At 72.6% G+C, this 15,458-nt stretch carries 14 protein-coding genes; 1 reads left to right on the top strand and 13 read right to left on the bottom strand.

Translation table 11 applies throughout. From position 1 onward, the window contains the following. Nucleotides 1-5: 5 nt before the first annotated feature. From FHS34_RS35105 to FHS34_RS35075, 7 genes are all read right to left on the bottom strand, one after another. Nucleotides 6-443, bottom strand: coding sequence for a roadblock/LC7 domain-containing protein (locus FHS34_RS35105; RefSeq protein WP_184973137.1), 438 nt, complete (start codon nucleotides 441-443; stop codon nucleotides 6-8). Beyond that, complete coding sequence (locus FHS34_RS35100) at nucleotides 433-2,976, bottom strand: sensor histidine kinase (RefSeq protein ID WP_184973135.1); 2,544 nt, start codon at nucleotides 2,974-2,976, stop codon at nucleotides 433-435. Before FHS34_RS35100 ends, FHS34_RS35105 begins: the two co-directional genes overlap by 11 nt. Nucleotides 2,977-3,071: 95 nt before the next feature. Beyond that, complete coding sequence (locus tag FHS34_RS35095; RefSeq protein ID WP_184973133.1) at nucleotides 3,072-4,538, bottom strand: HAD-IA family hydrolase; 1,467 nt, start codon at nucleotides 4,536-4,538, stop codon at nucleotides 3,072-3,074. Nucleotides 4,539-4,552: 14 nt separating this feature from the next. Beyond that, a complete protein-coding gene (locus FHS34_RS35090) occupies nucleotides 4,553-5,629 on the bottom strand; it encodes an ABC transporter ATP-binding protein (protein WP_184973130.1) in 1,077 nt (358 codons plus the stop codon). Nucleotides 5,630-5,634: 5 nt separating this feature from the next. After that, nucleotides 5,635-6,456, bottom strand: coding sequence for an ABC transporter permease (locus FHS34_RS35085; protein WP_184973128.1), 822 nt, complete (start codon nucleotides 6,454-6,456; stop codon nucleotides 5,635-5,637). Beyond that, nucleotides 6,441-7,340 carry an ABC transporter permease gene (locus FHS34_RS35080; RefSeq protein WP_184973126.1) on the bottom strand — a complete coding sequence of 300 codons (900 nt, stop codon included), beginning with the start codon at nucleotides 7,338-7,340 and terminating at the stop codon, nucleotides 6,441-6,443. Before FHS34_RS35080 ends, FHS34_RS35085 begins: the two co-directional genes overlap by 16 nt. Next, a complete protein-coding gene (locus FHS34_RS35075) occupies nucleotides 7,337-8,515 on the bottom strand; it encodes an ABC transporter substrate-binding protein (protein ID WP_184973124.1) in 1,179 nt (392 codons plus the stop codon). Before FHS34_RS35075 ends, FHS34_RS35080 begins: the two co-directional genes overlap by 4 nt. Before the next feature lie 184 nt (nucleotides 8,516-8,699). On the opposite strand from FHS34_RS35075, the gene FHS34_RS35070 reads away from it, so the two are divergent. Next, nucleotides 8,700-9,440 (top strand): GntR family transcriptional regulator, encoded by a 741-nt coding sequence (locus FHS34_RS35070; RefSeq protein ID WP_184973122.1) that lies wholly within the window; start codon nucleotides 8,700-8,702, stop codon nucleotides 9,438-9,440. A gap of 102 nt (nucleotides 9,441-9,542) precedes the next feature. On the opposite strand, the gene FHS34_RS35065 is transcribed toward FHS34_RS35070, so the two are convergent. The 6 genes from FHS34_RS35065 to FHS34_RS35040 all read right to left on the bottom strand — a co-directional run bounded on the left by FHS34_RS35065 (nucleotide 9,543) and on the right by FHS34_RS35040 (nucleotide 15,399). Then, nucleotides 9,543-9,995: an Lrp/AsnC family transcriptional regulator gene (locus FHS34_RS35065; protein ID WP_184973120.1), complete on the bottom strand. Its 453-nt coding sequence runs from the start codon at nucleotides 9,993-9,995 to the stop codon at nucleotides 9,543-9,545. A 27-nt stretch (nucleotides 9,996-10,022) separates the two neighbouring features. Further along, nucleotides 10,023-11,510 carry an amino acid permease gene (locus tag FHS34_RS35060; RefSeq protein ID WP_184973118.1) on the bottom strand — a complete coding sequence of 496 codons (1,488 nt, stop codon included), beginning with the start codon at nucleotides 11,508-11,510 and terminating at the stop codon, nucleotides 10,023-10,025. Nucleotides 11,511-11,966: 456 nt separating this feature from the next. Further along, the gene (locus FHS34_RS35055) at nucleotides 11,967-13,409 is read right to left on the bottom strand and encodes a GuaB1 family IMP dehydrogenase-related protein (RefSeq protein WP_184973116.1); all 1,443 of its coding nucleotides are present in this window, start codon (nucleotides 13,407-13,409) and stop codon (nucleotides 11,967-11,969) included. Between the two features lie 132 nt (nucleotides 13,410-13,541). After that, nucleotides 13,542-13,871 (bottom strand): barstar family protein, encoded by a 330-nt coding sequence (locus FHS34_RS35050; protein ID WP_184973114.1) that lies wholly within the window; start codon nucleotides 13,869-13,871, stop codon nucleotides 13,542-13,544. Beyond that, nucleotides 13,868-14,260, bottom strand: coding sequence for a guanyl-specific ribonuclease (locus FHS34_RS35045; RefSeq protein ID WP_184973302.1), 393 nt, complete (start codon nucleotides 14,258-14,260; stop codon nucleotides 13,868-13,870). The genes FHS34_RS35050 and FHS34_RS35045 overlap by 4 nt, the downstream gene beginning before the upstream one ends. Before the next feature lie 95 nt (nucleotides 14,261-14,355). Continuing rightward, entirely contained in the window at nucleotides 14,356-15,399 is a 1,044-nt protein-coding gene (locus FHS34_RS35040) for a sugar-binding transcriptional regulator (protein ID WP_184973111.1), read from the bottom strand. Between the last annotated feature and the right edge of the window lie 59 nt (nucleotides 15,400-15,458).

The raw sequence follows: 15,458 nt of genomic DNA, 5'->3' as shown, positions 1-15,458 counted from the left end.
CGGGATCATGAGGTGGTACGGGCCGCCGCGTCCAGATGGCGGCCGAGGCGGCGGACCAGCAGGGCCATCTCGTGGGCGAGCTGGCCGACGTCGGTGCGGGCCCCGCTGAGCACAGCGAGCCGGCTGCCGTGCCCGGCGGGGGTGACGAAGAGAAACGCGTCGTCCAGCATCACCATCGTCTGCCGCACCGCGCCCGCGCCGAACCGCTCCCCCGCGGAGCGGGCCAGGCCGTGGAAGCCGGAGCAAACGGCGGCCAGGTGCTCGATGTCCCGCCGGCGCATGCCGTCGGAGCTGCTGAGCGGGAGGCCGTCGGCGGTGAACAGCACCGCTTGGCGGACGTGCTCGGTGCGGGCCACGAGGTCGTCCAGCAGCCAGCCGAGATCCGTACCGGGCGCTCCGGCGGGCACGGCGGGCTGCCGCGGGGTCTGCTCGTCACCGTGCATCGTCGGTGTCCGTCCTCTCGTCGTCGGGGGTGTCCGCGGCGCCGGCGCTCTCGGCGTGGACGTCATCGGGCACGGGCAGGCCCTTGCGGCCGCGGTCCAGGCCGCGCTGGAAGGCTCCGAGGACCGCCCGCATCTCCTCGGCGTCGAGCTCGCGTCCGGTGCCACGCTCCGGCGGATCATCCCGCAGCTGCGGAGCGAGCGATTTCTGCCGGGTACGGGTGGGCAGGGCGGGAGCGCCCGCACCACCCCGCCCGGGCACCGGACCGGACCCGGCCGAGCGCGCACCCTCGGAAACGGCCCGGGACATGGGCACAGCCTCGGACACGGGCACGGCCTCGGACACGGGCACGGCCTCGGAGATGGGCACGCCCTCAGGCAGGAGCGCAGCCTCAGTCACGGGCGCAGCCTCGGACACGGGCGCAGCCTCGGACGCGGGCCGGAGTGCCGGGTCCAGGGGCGTCGGTCCGGTTCGTGGCCGGGGCGGCAGGTGCCGCGCCGTGCCCTGTGCCTCGGCTCCTCCTCCCGCCGTGCCCTGCGCCTCGGCCCGTCCTCCCGTCGTGCGCGGCGCCTCGGCCGGGACGCCGCCGTGCCGGGTCCCGCCGGCCGTCCTCGCGGGCTCCGTCTCCGGCCGCGCCAGCATCCGCTCCGGCAGCCGGACCACCGCCGTGGTGCCGCCGTACGGGGAATCGCGGAGGGTGACCTCGATGCCGTGGCGGGCGGCGAGGCGGCCGACCACGTACAGGCCGAGCCGGTCGTGCCGGGTGGGGTCGAAGTCGTCCGGGTCGGTGAGGGTGCGCTCGGCGAGGGCGCGCGCCTCGGCGTCGAGGCCGAGCCCGCGGTCGTCGATCTCCACCACGAACCCGCGGCCGACCCGCCCGGTCCGCAGCGTGACCTGGGTGTGCGGCGGCGAGAACACCGTGGCGTTCTCCAGCAGTTCGGCGATCAGGTGGACGACGTCGGCGACCGCGTCCGCCGCCACCCCGGCCTCGGGCATCGGCGGCACGACCACGCGCGCGTAGTCCTCGATCTCGCCGACGGCCGAGGCGACGACGTCCGCGACCGGCACCGGCCGGCGCCAGCGGCGGCCGGGGGCGGCACCGGAGAGGATGATCAGGCTTTCGGCGTGCCGGCGCATGCGCGTGGTCAGGTGGTCGATGCGGAACAGCTCGCGCAGGACGTCGGGGTCCTCGGTGCGCCGCTCCAGCGTGTCGACGAGCTTCAGCTGCCGGTGCACCAGCGCCTGGTTGCGGCGGGCGATGGTGAGCAGGACCGCGAACTGGCCCCGGCGCAGGGTGGCCTGCCGGACCGCGGCCTCCATGGCGGCCAGCCGCGCGGTGTTGAAGGACCGGCCGACCTGCCCGATCTCGTCGTCGCGGACCTCGTCGGCGGCCAGCGGCGGCGCCTCGGTCACCGCGTCCACGTCCTCGCCGGCGCTCAACCGCCGCATGACGTCGGGCAGCTGCTGCGTGGTCAGCAGGTCGGCGGCGTCCCGCAGCGTCTCCAGCCGGCGCGAGACGCGCCGGGCGCCCCGGACGGCGAACCACAGCGACAGTCCCACGGCGGCCAGTCCGACGGCGCCCACGACGGCCGCCTTGGCCAGCTCCCGGTAGGCGAAGTCCCGGCCGCGGGCGGCCGAGTTCTCCGCCGAGCGTGTGCACAGCCGCATGTACCGCTTGACGGCCCGGTCGGTGGTCGACCGCCAGCCGTCCGCCGAGACGGCCCGGCCGGCCCCGCCGGCCCCGGCCCGCAGCAGCGCGTCCTCGCCGCGCACCAGCGAGCGGTGCAGCTCGTCGCGGCCGAACTCCTCGAACAGCGCGCGCGAGTCGGCGGGCAGGTCGGGCACATAGGTGCGCTCGAAGACGCGCCGGTCCTCGATGGTCGCGGTGAGGGTGTCGTACTGCCGGTCGGTGAGCCTGCCGGCCGCCCGGGCCCCGGCGACCAGGGCGTCCTCGCGGGAGACGAACTCGCGCACCCGGACCAGTTCGACGACGACCTGTGCCTCGCGGGCGAGCTGCCCGGCCTGCAGGGCGGTGAGCGTGGACTGCACGTCGAAGCCGGGCTCCACGAGCGCGCTGTACCGCTCGACGGCCCGGTCCCAGGAGATGTGCCGGGACAGCACGAGCGAGCGCAGCCCCTCCAGCCGGTCCGTCGCGCCGGCCATGGCGTCCAGGGACTGCCGCTGCCGGCGGCTGAGCCGGTCCCGGTCGCCGTCCCGGATCGCCCGCCGCATGGCGTCGACGGCCCGGTCGGTGCGGCGCTGCTGGCCGAGCAGGTTCCCGGCGGCGGCCGGGTCGGGGCGGGCGCCGAGGTAGGCGGCGGACATCCGGCGTTCGATCTGGATCTGTCCGATCGCGGTGTCGACGGGGGTGCCGAAGTCCTCGTACACCCCCTGGAGCCGGACCAGTGCGCGCAGTTCGGCGGTGACGGACACCATGGCGAAGCTCCACAGGGCCATCAGGGCGAGCGCCGGGGCGAGCGCGAGCGCCACGATCCGCGAACGGACGGTGGTGGAACGGCCGAGGGGCCAGCGCATGGGGTACCTGCCGGTGTTACCAGTCAGTAGAGAGTGCGGGACAACCTACGGGACGGTCACCCCGCACCGCAATGGTGACCTGCGGTAACCCCGGGTCACGCAGGGGGCAGGGTGAACGTGGTGAGCACCGCCGCGTGGTCCGAGGGCCAGTCGTTGCCCGCCACGTCCGGCCAGGGGCGCGGGCTGCCCGTCACGAGGGTTCGCGCGTCGAGCACGGCCAGGCCCCGGTGCAGGACGTAGTCGATCCGGTCCTGCGGTTCGGGCCGCCCGCTGCCGTCCTCGTGCACGGGGTGGACCGGGGACCAGGTGTGCCCGGGTGCGGCGGCCGGGTCGGGGTGGGCCTCCCGGTAGGAGTCGCGCAGGCCCGCCTCCTCGGCGGCCTTCGTCACCGGCCACTCGACCTGCGGCCGGTCCAGGTGCGAGGGGCAGTTGAAGTCGCCGACGAGGACGACCGGCACGCCGTCCCGCGACGCCTCGGCGATCCGCCGCAGCGCGTCCCGCAGCTGCGCGAGCCGCAGCTCCTCGTGGGCGATCAGCTCGGCCGCCGGCAGCCCGTCGAAGGCGGCCTCGTACGGTCCGTACGGCGTGTAGTGCAGGTGTGCGGTCCACACGTCGACCTCGCGGCCGGGGGCCACCGCGATCCGGACGCCCGCGGCGCCGTAGAAGCCGACGTCCGGGTCGCCGAGCCGGGCGGTGATCGGGTGGCGGCTGATGACGCCGAGGTTCTCGCCGGCCCGGTGGTGGTGCCAGCCGAGCGCCCCGGCCAGCTCCTGGGCGGCGGTGCCGGCGGTCTCCTGCAGTCCGACGACGTCGGCGCCGCTGTCCAGGATCGCCTTGAGCTGCTTGGCGCGGTGGTCGTCCACCTCGCTGCCGCCGAGCCACAGGTTCCAGGTCATGACCGTCAGCTCGGGCGCGACCATGCGGCTCAGCTCCTGTGCGGTGACGCCGGCCAGGCTGTCCCGCACGGTCCGGCCGGGAGCCGCGCCGATCGGGGCGAGGGACGGGACGGCGAGTACGGCGCATCCGGCGGCCTCGGCCGAGGCCACGCCGGTCTCGGTGTCCTCGACGGCGACACAGGCGGCCGGCTCGACGCCGAGGGCGCGGCAGGCCGCGAGGTAGGGATCGGGGTCCGGCTTGGTGCGGGCGGTGTCGTCGGCGGTGACGGAGGCCGCGAACCGTCCGGCGCCGAGCGCGTCGAGGACGACGTCGGCGACCGCGCGCGGGGACGCGGTGACCAGGGCGGCGGGGACGCCGGCGGCGGCCAGCGCGTCCAGCAGCTCCAGGGCGCCGGGGCGGGGCACGATCCCGGTGCGGACGCGCTCGGCGAACTCGCGGTGCAGTACGGCGGCGAGCTCCGCCTCGGGGCGGCCGGTGGACGCGCCGAGCCAGGCGGCGGTGTGCTCGACCGGGCGGCCGAGCACGTCCGGCTGGTCGGCCTCGGTCAGCGGGCGCCCGGCGACCTGCTCGACGGCCTCCCACCACAGGCGCTCGGTGTCCACGAGCGTGCCGTCCATGTCGAACAGGACCGCCTGCAGCGGGAGGGTGGGGGTGTGGGGGGTCACGTCGGTGTCGTTCCTCACTTCTGGATACGTTCGGCCACCAGTACGGGGCGCTCGGGCAGCGAGACGCCGACGGCCGCTCCGGCGCCGAGCCCGGCGGCCTGGTGCGCGGGCAGGTCGGCCTTCGCTTCGGTGCCGTCGGCGAGCCGTACGGTGACCCGGACGACCGCGCCGAGGAAGGCGGTGGCGACGACCCGGGCGTCGCCCCGCTCGTCGGCGTGTACGTGTACGGCCTCGGGCCGCACCAGCACGTCGACGGGGCCGTCGGGCACCTCGCCGTCGGCCGGCAGCCGCTGCCCGAGCACCTCCACGGTGCCGTCCTTCAGCTCGCCCGGGATCCGGCTCATGGTGCCGACGAACTCGGCGACGAAGGCGGTGGCGGGGCGGCCGTACAGCTCGGCGGGCTCGGCGCACTGTTCGAGGCGGCCGGCGCGCATGACGGCGACCCGGTCGGCGACCGACAGGGCCTCCTCCTGGTCGTGCGTCACGAACAGGGTGGTGATGCCGAGCTCCTGCTGGAGCCGGCGGATCTCCTCGCGCAGGCTGAGCCGGACCTTGGCGTCGAGCGCGGACAGCGGCTCGTCGAGCAGGAGCACGCGCGGGCGCAGGGCGAGGGCACGGGCCAGCGCGATGCGCTGCTGCTGGCCGCCGGAGAGCTGATGCGGGTACCGCTCCCCCTTGTCGCCGAGCCCGACCAGCTCCAGCAACTCGGCCGCTCGGGCCCTGCGTTCGGCGGTGCGGACCTTGCGCATGCGCAGTCCGAAGGCGACGTTGTCGAGGGCGTTCAGATGGGGGAAGAGGCTGTACGACTGGAAGACCATCCCGGCGTCCCGGCGGTGGGCCGGGACGTGCGTGACGTCCTCGCCGTCCACCAGCACGGCGCCGGAGTCGGGGTGTTCGAACCCGGCGAGCATGCGCAGCGCGGTGGTCTTGCCGCAGCCGGACGGGCCGAGCAGGGCCAGGAACTCCCCCGGGCGGACGGTCAGGTCGAGGCCGTCGAGTGCGACGGTCGTCCCGAACTCGCGCCGCAGTGAGCGGAATTCGACGGTCGCGGCCTTTTCCTGAGTGGCCTTCTCAAGCGTGGTGACGGTCATGTGGGTCATCCCCGGGAAGAAGCGGTTCGGGCGCGTCCGCCGCCGGCACCGGCGAGCGCGAGGAGCAGGGCCCAGGTGACGAGCAGGCTGAGCACGGAGACGGCGACGGACATCTGGGCCTGGGAGCCGCCGATGTTGTAGATCCACACCGCGAAGGGGCGGAAACCGAGCAGCTGGGCGACGGTGAACTCACCGAGGACCAGGGCCAGGGTGAGGAAGGCCGCGTTCATCAGGGCGCCACGCAGGTTCGGCAGCACGGCCCGGAGCAGGGCCTGGGGCCAGCCGGCGCCGCAGCTGCGGGCGGCCTCGACGAGGGTGCGCACGTCGACGGCGCGCAGGCCCGCGTCCAGCGCGCGGTACACGAACGGCAGCGCCATCACGACGTACGCGAGGACGAGGACGACCGGGAAGTCCTCGTCCTGGATCGCCGTGAAGGTCTGGAACAGCGGGGTCCTGGACAGGTGCTCCGGCCCCCACTTCAGCACGTTGACGATGCCGGCGACGAAGGCGATCGGCGGCACCACGAGCGGCAGCGAGCACACCACCTCCACCACCGGCCGCAGCCGGGGCGCGCCGAGCCTGAGCGCTACCACGGCGGGCACCATCAGCAGCAGGACGACGGCGATGGTGGCCACGGCCAGCTCCAGCGAGAGCAGCAGACTGGAGACGAAGCCCTCGGTGGACAGGATCCTGCTGTAGGCGTCGAAGGTGACGCCGTGGCCGGGCACGTCGACGGTGAAGATCACGGACGCGGCGAGCGGCACCAGGAAGTACAGGGCGGCGAGGCCGAGGACGACCCACCGCCAGAGGGTCAGGCGTCGAGCCATCGGGCACTCCGTCGCTGAAGGGGCAGGTACACGGCCATGACCAGGCCCGCGACCAGGACCATGTCGAGGCTGAGGGCGAGGGCGACGTTCTCCTGGCCGACCAGCACGTTGCCGGACAGGGCGTCGGCGATCTGCAGGGTGACCAGCGGAACGGCGCTGCCGACCATGGCGGCGGCGGTGGCGTAGGCGGCGAAGGCGCTGCCGAACAGCAGGACGAGGCCGCCGAGCAGGGAGGGCGCGAGCACGGGCAGGGCCACGTGCCGCCAGTACTGCGCGCCGGTGGCGCCGTTGTTCAGCGCGGCCTCCCGCCACTGGGTGCGCAGACCGTCCAGCGCGGGGGTGATGGTGAGGACCATGAGCGGGATCAGGAAGTACAGGTAGACGAGGACCAGGCCCCAGAAGCTGTAGAGGTTCCAGCCGCTGTCCTTCAGGCCCAGGTGCATGGTCAGGACGCCCGCGTTGCCGAGGGTGGCGACGAAGGCGAAGGCCAGCGGGACCCCGCCGAAGTTGGCGAGCACGCCGGAGGCGGTCAGCACGGCCTCGCGCAGCGCGCGGGAGCGGGAGCCGGCCACGGCCTGCGCGAGCGGCAGTCCGAGCAGGACGCCGAGCACGGCGGAGACCGCGGACAGCTTGACGCTGCCGAGCAGCGCGGTGAGGTACGGCCCCTGCAGCGAGGCCGTCAGGTTGGCGCCGGTGTAGCCGGCGGCGCCGGTGGTGGCGTCCTTGACCGTGAAGGCGCCGTCCACGATGGCCACGGCGGGCAGCCCGAAGGCGATCGCCGTGAACACCAGCAGCGGCAGTACGGCGAGCCAGCCGGGGGCGCGGCGCCGCCGCTTCGCCGAAGCGACGGGCGCCACGTCCGCGCGCGGGAGAGCGGCGGTCATCCGGAGACGGCCTTGCCCCAGCCCTGCGCGAGGGCCGTCTTGGCCTTGCTCTGCTGGTCCTCGGTCGGGAAGGAGGGGCTGCCCGTCACCGCGGGGAGCTTGGCGGCGGCCGTCTTGTCGAGCGTGCCGGCCTTGTCCATGGCGGTCATCAGGGCGGGGCGGGCGTAGCCCTTGAGCCACAGGTTCTGGCCCTCGGCGCTGTACAGGTACTCCTGCCACAGGCGGGCGGCCGCCGGGTGCGGGGCGTCCTTGTTGACGGCCTGGGAGTAGTACTGAGCGTACTGGCCGTCGGCCGGGATGGAGACCTTCCAGTCGACGCCCTTGGACTTGAACTCGTCGGCGTAGCCGGCGTTCAGGTAGTCCCAGTCGATCGAGATCGGCGTCTCGCCCTTCTCGACGGTGGCCGGGGTGGACTCGACCGGCGTGTAGTTGCCGTTCTTCTTGAGCTCGGCGAAGAAGTCCAGGCCGGGCTGGATGTCGTCGAAGGAGCCGCCGTGCGCGAGCGCGGCCGCGTAGACGCCGCCGAAGGCGGAGCCGGACTTGGTGGGGTTGCCGTTGAGGGCGACCTGGCCCTTGTACTGCGGCTTGAGCAGATCCTTGAAGGTGGTGGGGCAGGACTTCACCCGCTCGGCGTCGCAGCCGATGGAGATGTAGCCGCCGTAGTCGTTGTACCAGCGGGCCTTCGGGTCCTTCTGCGCCTGGGGGATGTCGCCGTAGGAGGCCACCTCGTACGGCGCGAGCAGGCCCTGCTGGGCGGCGCTCAGCGCGAACGAGCTGCCGAGGTCGAGGACGTCGGGGGCGCGGTCCTGGCCCTTCCGGGAGGTGACGGCGTTGATCTCGTCCTGGCTGGAGCCGTCGGGGCTCTCCACCTCGATCTTGATGCCGTACTTCTTCTGGAAGCCGTCGATGAGGGCGCCGTAGTTGGCCCAGTCGCGGGGCAGCGCGATGGCGTGCAGCGTGCCCTCCTTCTTCGCCGCCTCGACCAGGGCGTCCATGCCGCCGAAGGCGGCCGCGGAGGTGGCGGTGGCGGCGCTCTTTCCGTCCTTGGTGGTGGTCGACGCGTTGTCGGGGGCGGCACCGCAGGCGCTCAGCGCGAGGGCGGCGACGACGGCGAGGGAGCCGCCGAGGACGGCGTTTCTCGGGGACACGGTCACGGTCTCTCCAGGGGGACACATGAGAAGTGAGGGAGAACTTGTCTGAACAAGTTGGCCTCAGTACGCCCGGCCCCGGTGTCGTGTTCATGAACGCCGGAGAAACACCGACCCCCGTTTCCCTGCACACTTCCGGTTGACACGGATCACCGCAGGATGTCGATTAGGCTGGTCACGCTGTGCACAGCGACCTACGCAGAGGGGAAGCATGACGGCGCGACACGAGGCGATCGCCGAGGAGCTGCGGCACGCGATCGACCGCGAGGAGTACACGGTCGGCAGCCGGCTGCCCTCGGAGTCGGAGCTGGCCGCGCACTACGGCGTCTCACGCGGCACGGTCCGCCAGGCCGTCGCGGCCCTCACCGCCGAAGGGCTCATCGGCTCCCGCCAGGGAGCCCGCCGGGTCGTGCTCGCCAGCCGCCGCAGCCAGAGCTTCGCCGAACTGCGCAGCTTCGCCCAGTGGGCCCGCACCATGGGCCGCGAGGCCACCGGCCATGTGGTCTCCCAGGAGTACCACCCGGCGACCTCCGAGGACGCGGTACGCCTCCAACTGGCCGTCGGCACCCCGGTGTTGCACGTCCTGCGGGTCCGCGGCCTGGACGGTGAGCCGGTGCTGCTCGAACGCACGGTGTACGCCGAATGGATCTCCCCCGCGGTCGAGGCGATCGAGCCCGACTGCCCGTCCGTCACCCAGCGCCTGTACGACGACACCGGTCTGGTCTTCGCGTACGGCGAGCACATCATCGACGCGGTGGCCTGCGGCGCGCTGGACGCCGAGCTGCTCGGGGTGCGCCGGACGAGTCCGCTGCTGCGGGTGCGGCGCGTGACGACGACGCGCGAGGGGCGTCCGGTGGAGTGGTCGGACGACCGCTATCGGCCGGACGCGGTGAGTTTCAGCGTGCACAACTCGATAGGCAACAATCCGCTGGCGCGGAAGACCGCGGAATAGGGCTCGGGGGGAGTGCCGGGTGCGGGCCCGTCGTGGTTCGCGACCAGCCGGAAACCACCCGCACCCGGCACTCTCCCGGACGCCCCCCGAGGTGATCCGTCCCTACCCCGGCGCCCCGGAGGAGAAGCGCCGCAGCAACGGCGACAGCACCAGCACCGACTTGGTCCGCTCCACGAACGGCTCGCCGGCGATCCGCTCCAGCACCCGCTCGAAGTGACGCATGTCGGAGGCGAAGACCTGGGCGATCGCGTCCGCCTCGCCGGTGACGGTCGACGCGGCCACGACCTCCTGATACCGCTCCAGGCCCCGCTGAATGGTCTCCGGCGAGGTGTTGCGCCGGCAGTAGATCTCGATGTACCCCTCGGTCTCCCAGCCGAGGGCCGCCGGATCCACCCGGACGGTGAATCCGGTGATGGCTCCGGTGGCCCGCAGCCGGTCCACGCGCCGCTTCACCGCGGGCGCGGACAGGCCGACCATCTGCCCGATGTCCGCGTAGGAGCGGCGGGCGTCCTCGGCGAGGGCGTGCACGATGCGTTCGTCGAGATCGTTCAGCACAGGGGGTGGTTCACTTCTTCGGTTCGGTCACTTCTCTGCCGTCACCGCGAGATCCTCATTGGTCGCGAGACGGGAACGGCGATAGCCGTAGAGGAAGTAGAACACGAGCCCCGCGGCCATCCAGCATCCGAAGACGACCCAGGTGACGGTGTCGAGGCTGAACATGTTGTACGCGCAGAACAGGAAGCCCAGCACCGGCAGGACCGGGCCGAACGGCACCTTGAACGTGCGCTCCAGCTCCGGGCGCCGGTACCGCAGCACGACCACCGCGATGTTGACCAGACCGAAGGCGAACAGCGTGCCGATGCTGGTGGCGTCGACGAGCTTGCCCAGCGGGATGAGGGCGGCGAGGACACCGCAGAAGAGGGAGACGAGGACCGTGTTCAGACGCGGGGCGCCGGTCTTCTGGTGGACCTTGCCGAGCGCCTTGGGCACCAGGCCGTCGCGGGACATCGCGAAGAGGATGCGGGTCTGGCCGTAGAGCACGGTGAGCACCACGCTGGCGATGGAGATGACCGCGCCGAGCGCGAGCATCGTGCCCCAGAAGGACTGGCCGGTGACGTCGTTCATGATCGCGGCGAGGGTGGCCTCCGAGCCGTCGAACTTCTTCCAGTTCCACGCGCCGACGGCGACGCCCGCGACGAGGACGTAGAGCGCGGTCACGATGATCAGGGACAGCATGATCGCCCGCGGCAGGTCCCGCTTGGGGTTCTTCGCCTCCTCACCGGCGGTGGAGGCGGCGTCGAAGCCGATGTACGAGAAGAACAGCGTGGCGCCCGCGGCGCTCACACCGGACATGCCGAGCGGCATGAAGTCGCGGTAGTTGCCGGACTTGAAGCCCATGAAGCCGATCGAGCAGAAGAGCACGAGGGCGGCGATCTTCACGCAGACCATGATCGTGTTGGCACGGGCGGACTCCCGGGCGCCACCGAGCAGGAACACCATCGCCAGCAGGACGACGATCAGGGCGGGCAGGTTGATGATCCCGCCCTCACCCGGCGCCGAGGACAGGGCGCTCGGGATGGTGACGCCGATGGTGCCGTCGAGCAGCTCGTTGAGGTACTCGCCCCATCCGACGGCGACGGCGGCCACCGACACGCCGTACTCCAGCACCAGACACCAGCCGCAGACCCAGGCGACCAGCTCGCCCAGCGTTGCGTACGCATACGAGTAGGAGGATCCGGCGACGGGGATGCTGCCCGCCAGTTCGGCGTACGACAGGGCCGAGAACAGCGCCGTGAGTCCGGCGATGACGAAGGCCAGGGTGACCGCGGGACCGGCCTCCGGAACGGCGTCGCCGAGAACGACGAAGATGCCGGTGCCGAGCGTGGCCCCGATGCTGATCATGGTCAGCTGCCACAGCCCGAGGGAGCGCCGAAGCTGTCCCCCCTCACCCTGTCCGCCCTCTGCGACCAGGCGTTCCACGGGCTTGCGACGCATCAGGCGCGCGGCGACGCCCTGGGACGCGGGGGCGGCCGGTATCGGGTTCTGCGGGGGTGCGCCTTGGTCGAGCACGCGTTGGCTCCTTCTCGCTGCCGGTCGGTTGCGGTGGTGGACCGGCACGGCCGCCGGTCCTCGTGGAGGGGGACCGATGGGCCTGCGAGGGCAGGAACCCACCGAGCGGGGTCCCCGCCACACCACGTACTAGCGCAGCACCCTATGAGGCGGGCCTTCACGGGCGTAATGCAGCAACCTTGCGCGTCCCCGGATGATCATTGCGTTCATCGGGCCCGAATGACAAATCGTTGCGCGAGAGCTGTCGACCGTTGCACAACCCCCTCGTGAGCCCTCTCCGCACCCCCTCACCGAGAAAGGTGTAGATACCACGCGCACGGGTGCCGGACAGGTCCGTCGGCGGCCCGGCTCCCGGCACCGGGCGGGTGGCGGACGGCGGGTCGGGGCGCACGCCGACGGCCCCCGTCGTTCCCGGGATGGCGGGAACGACGGGGGCCGTCGGCAGGGGTGGTGCGATCAGCTCCAGCTGGCGTGCAGCGGCTTGCCCTCGGCGTAGCCGGCCGCGCTCTGGATGCCGACGATCGCCTTCTCGGCGAACTCCTCCAGGGAGCCCGCGCCGGCGTAGGTGCAGGAGGAGCGGACGCCCGCGATGATCGAGTCGACCAGGTCCTCGACGCCCGGGCGGGCCGGGTCGAGGAACATGCGGGAGGTCGAGATGCCCTCCTCGAACAGCGCCTTGCGGGCACGGTCGTACGCCGACTCCTCGGACGTCCGGTTGCGCACGGCACGCGCGGAGGCCATGCCGAAGGACTCCTTGTAGAGGCGGCCGTTCGCGTCCTGCTGGAGGTCGCCGGGCGACTCGTAGGTGCCCGCGAACCAGGAGCCGACCATCACATTGGACGCGCCGGCCGCGAGGGCCATGGCGACGTCGCGCGGGTGCCGGACACCGCCGTCGGCCCACACGTGCTTGCCGTACTTCTTCGCCTCGGCGGCGCACTCCAGGACGGCGGAGAACTGCGGGCGGCCGACGCCGGTCATCATGCGGGTGGTGCACATGGCGCCCGGTCCGACACCGACCTTGATGATGTCCGCGCCCGCGTCGATGAGGTCCTTGACGCCCTCGGCGGAGACGATGTTGCCGGCCACGATCGGCACCTGCGGGTCGAGCGCGCGGACCACCTGGACGGCGCTGATCATCGACTCCTGGTGACCGTGCGCGGTGTCGATGACGAGCGTGTCCACGCCCGCGTCGAGCAGCTGCTTGGCCTTGCCCGCCACATCGCCGTTGATGCCGACGGCGGCGGCGATCCGCAGCTTGCCGTTCGCGTCCACCGCCGGGGTGTACAGCGTGGCGCGCAGGGCGCCCTTGCGGGTCAGGATGCCGGCGAGCCTGCCGTCCTGGTCGACGGCCGGGGCGTAGCGCCGGTTGTGGTGGTCGAGGGTGTTGAAGGCCTCGCGCGGGTCGATGTCGGCGTCCAGCAGCAGCAGGTCCTTGGACATGACCACTTCGAGCTGGGTGAAGCGGTCGACGCCGGACAGGTCGGCGTCGGTGACGACACCCACGGGGCGCTGGTCCTCGTCCACGACGACACCGGCGTTGTGCGCACGCTTGGGCAGCAGCGCCAGGGCGTCGGCGACGGTCTGGTGCGGGGCCAGCACGATCGGAGTGTCCAGCACCAGGTGGCGGCTCTTCACCCAGGAGACGACGTCGGTGACGACGTCGATCGGGATGTCCTGCGGGATGACCACGAGGCCGCCGCGACGGGCCATCGTCTCGGCCATGCGGCGGCCGGCGATGGCGGTCATGTTCGCGACGACGAGCGGGATGGTGGTGCCCGTCCCGTCCGGCGCGGCGAGGTCCACGCCCTGACGGGAGCCCACCGCGGAGCGGCTCGGCACCATGAAGACGTCGTCGTACGTCAGGTCGTAGGCGGGCTGGATGTCATTGAGGAAACGCACGTGCTGCACATCCCAGTCGATCAGAGGTGACCCCCGGACAGGTGTGCCAGGGGGAAAGAGCACGTACTTCATTGTCCCATGGCGGTGCCGGTGTCATGCCCCGACAGAACATCCAGGGTGGCCGTCGATCACCTAGGAGCTTCCTCCAAGGGCGAGGACCACGGTGAGGGCCGGCGTCCGGTCCACCGCCTCCGCGAAGACCTCCTCGGCGGTCCGCCACTCGTCCGGCCGGGTCCCGGCGTACGGCCGCCAGCCCCGTACGACGATCAGCAGACCCCGCTCCACGGCCCCCTCGGGCCAGACGGTGTGATCGGCGAGGGAGTCGGCGAGCGCGTCCCAGTTCCGGCCGAACCAGTCGGGCAGCGCCAGGGCCTTCGCGACGCGGTCCATCAGGCCCGCCTTGCCCGTGACGCCCTCCAGGTCCAGGGTGACCGTGTACCGGCCGCCCAGGTCTTCCGTCATCTCAGCACCGCCCGGAACGTCTCGTAGTGATCATCGGTGTAGTAGATCTCGCCGCCCTGTCCGGTGACGATGCGCCGGGCCCCGCGGTCACGCGATCCGGGGGTGCGCACGGTGTACTCGTGGTAGTAGCCGCGCCGGTGCTTCGGCAGACGCCCCTCGAAGTTCCCGAAGACGATCCCGTCCCTGCTGTACGGGTACGGGCCGCCCCGGTCGACCAGGGCGAGCGTGCGGCGCGCCTCGGCGGGCAGCCGGGCCTCCCGGACGGTGGCCATGTCCCTGGCCCACTCCGGAGCGGACACACCGGGGGCCGGAGCGGTGTCCGGGCCGGACGAGCATCCCGTCAGCAGGACGGACAGACAGACCAGCAGCCCCGCGAGCGCACGGGACAGCGCCGTCCCGGTTCGGGGACGCGGGGGACGAGCCGCAGCAGCATGCCGCCGATGCTGCCACGGCCGTCCCGTCACGACGGTGCCGCGCCCCGCGGTCAGGCCCCGTCCGGGTCCGCGCGGCTGAGCGCCGGCCTCGGCGTCGGGCCCGTCGTCATCAGGTGGTCGGCGGCCGAGGTGTCGGTCACCAGGCTGGTCACCAGCCCGGAGCGCAGCACCGCGTCGATCGCGGACGCCTTGCGCTGGCCGCCCGCGATCGCCACCACCTCCGGGATACGGCGCAGCTGGTCGGTCTTGACCGTGATGCACCGCTCCCCCAGGTCCCGCCCGATCCGGCGCCCCTCGGCGTCGAAGAGGTGCGCCGACATCTCGGCGGCGACACCGAGCGAGGCGTAGTGCGCGCGCTCCTCGTCGCTGAGCATGTCGTGCACCGTCGAGATGCCCGGCTCCCAGGAGCCGATGGAGACGCAGGCAACCGTGACCTTGTCGAAGTACTCGAAGGCCCGGGCGATCCCCGTCTGGTTGCGCAGCGCCGCCGCGGTGGCCGCGTCCGGCAGCAGCATCGGCGCGTAGATCGGGTGCGCGTCGCCGCCCGACACCTGGGCGGCCCGGCGGACCGCCTCCACCGAGCCGCGCTCGGCGGTCCCGGCGTCGTACACGCCCGTCAGCTGCACCACCGTGCACGGCGGCAGCCGGTCGAGCGCCGCCGCCATGTGGATGGTGGACCGGCCCCAGGCCAGGCCGAGCACGTCGCCCTCGTTCACGAGCTCGCCGAGCAGGTCGGCCGCGACCTCGCCGAGGTTCTCGGGATCGGGGGTCTCCTCGGCCTCGGCCGGGGACTCGACCACGACGGCGTGCCTCAGGCCGTAGCGGGCGCGGAGCGCGTCGGAGCGCTCGGCGTCCAGCTCGGCCGGGACGCGGATCTCGATGCGCACGAGATCCCGTTCGAGGGCCGTCTCCAGGACCCGGGCCACCTTGAAGCGGCTGACGCCGAACTCCTCCGCGATCTGGATCTTGGACTTGCCCTCGAGGTAGAAGCGGCGGGCCATGGCCGCCGCCTGCACCAGCTCAGCGGGTCCCATCCGCATGGCTGACCGGCCCGCCGACATACCCGACACGGCGATCTCCTCACTGCTGTTCACACTCTGGATTCGCCGTTCATCCTTGCAGATTCGGCGCGACTGAATCGCCCTGATGGGCG

The sequence above is a fragment of the Streptomyces echinatus genome, from assembly GCF_014203595.1.
Lineage (GTDB): Bacteria > Actinomycetota > Actinomycetes > Streptomycetales > Streptomycetaceae > Streptomyces > Streptomyces echinatus.
The sequence above is the reverse complement of the archived record's forward strand: the minus strand, read 5'-3'. Positions and strand labels throughout refer to the sequence as shown.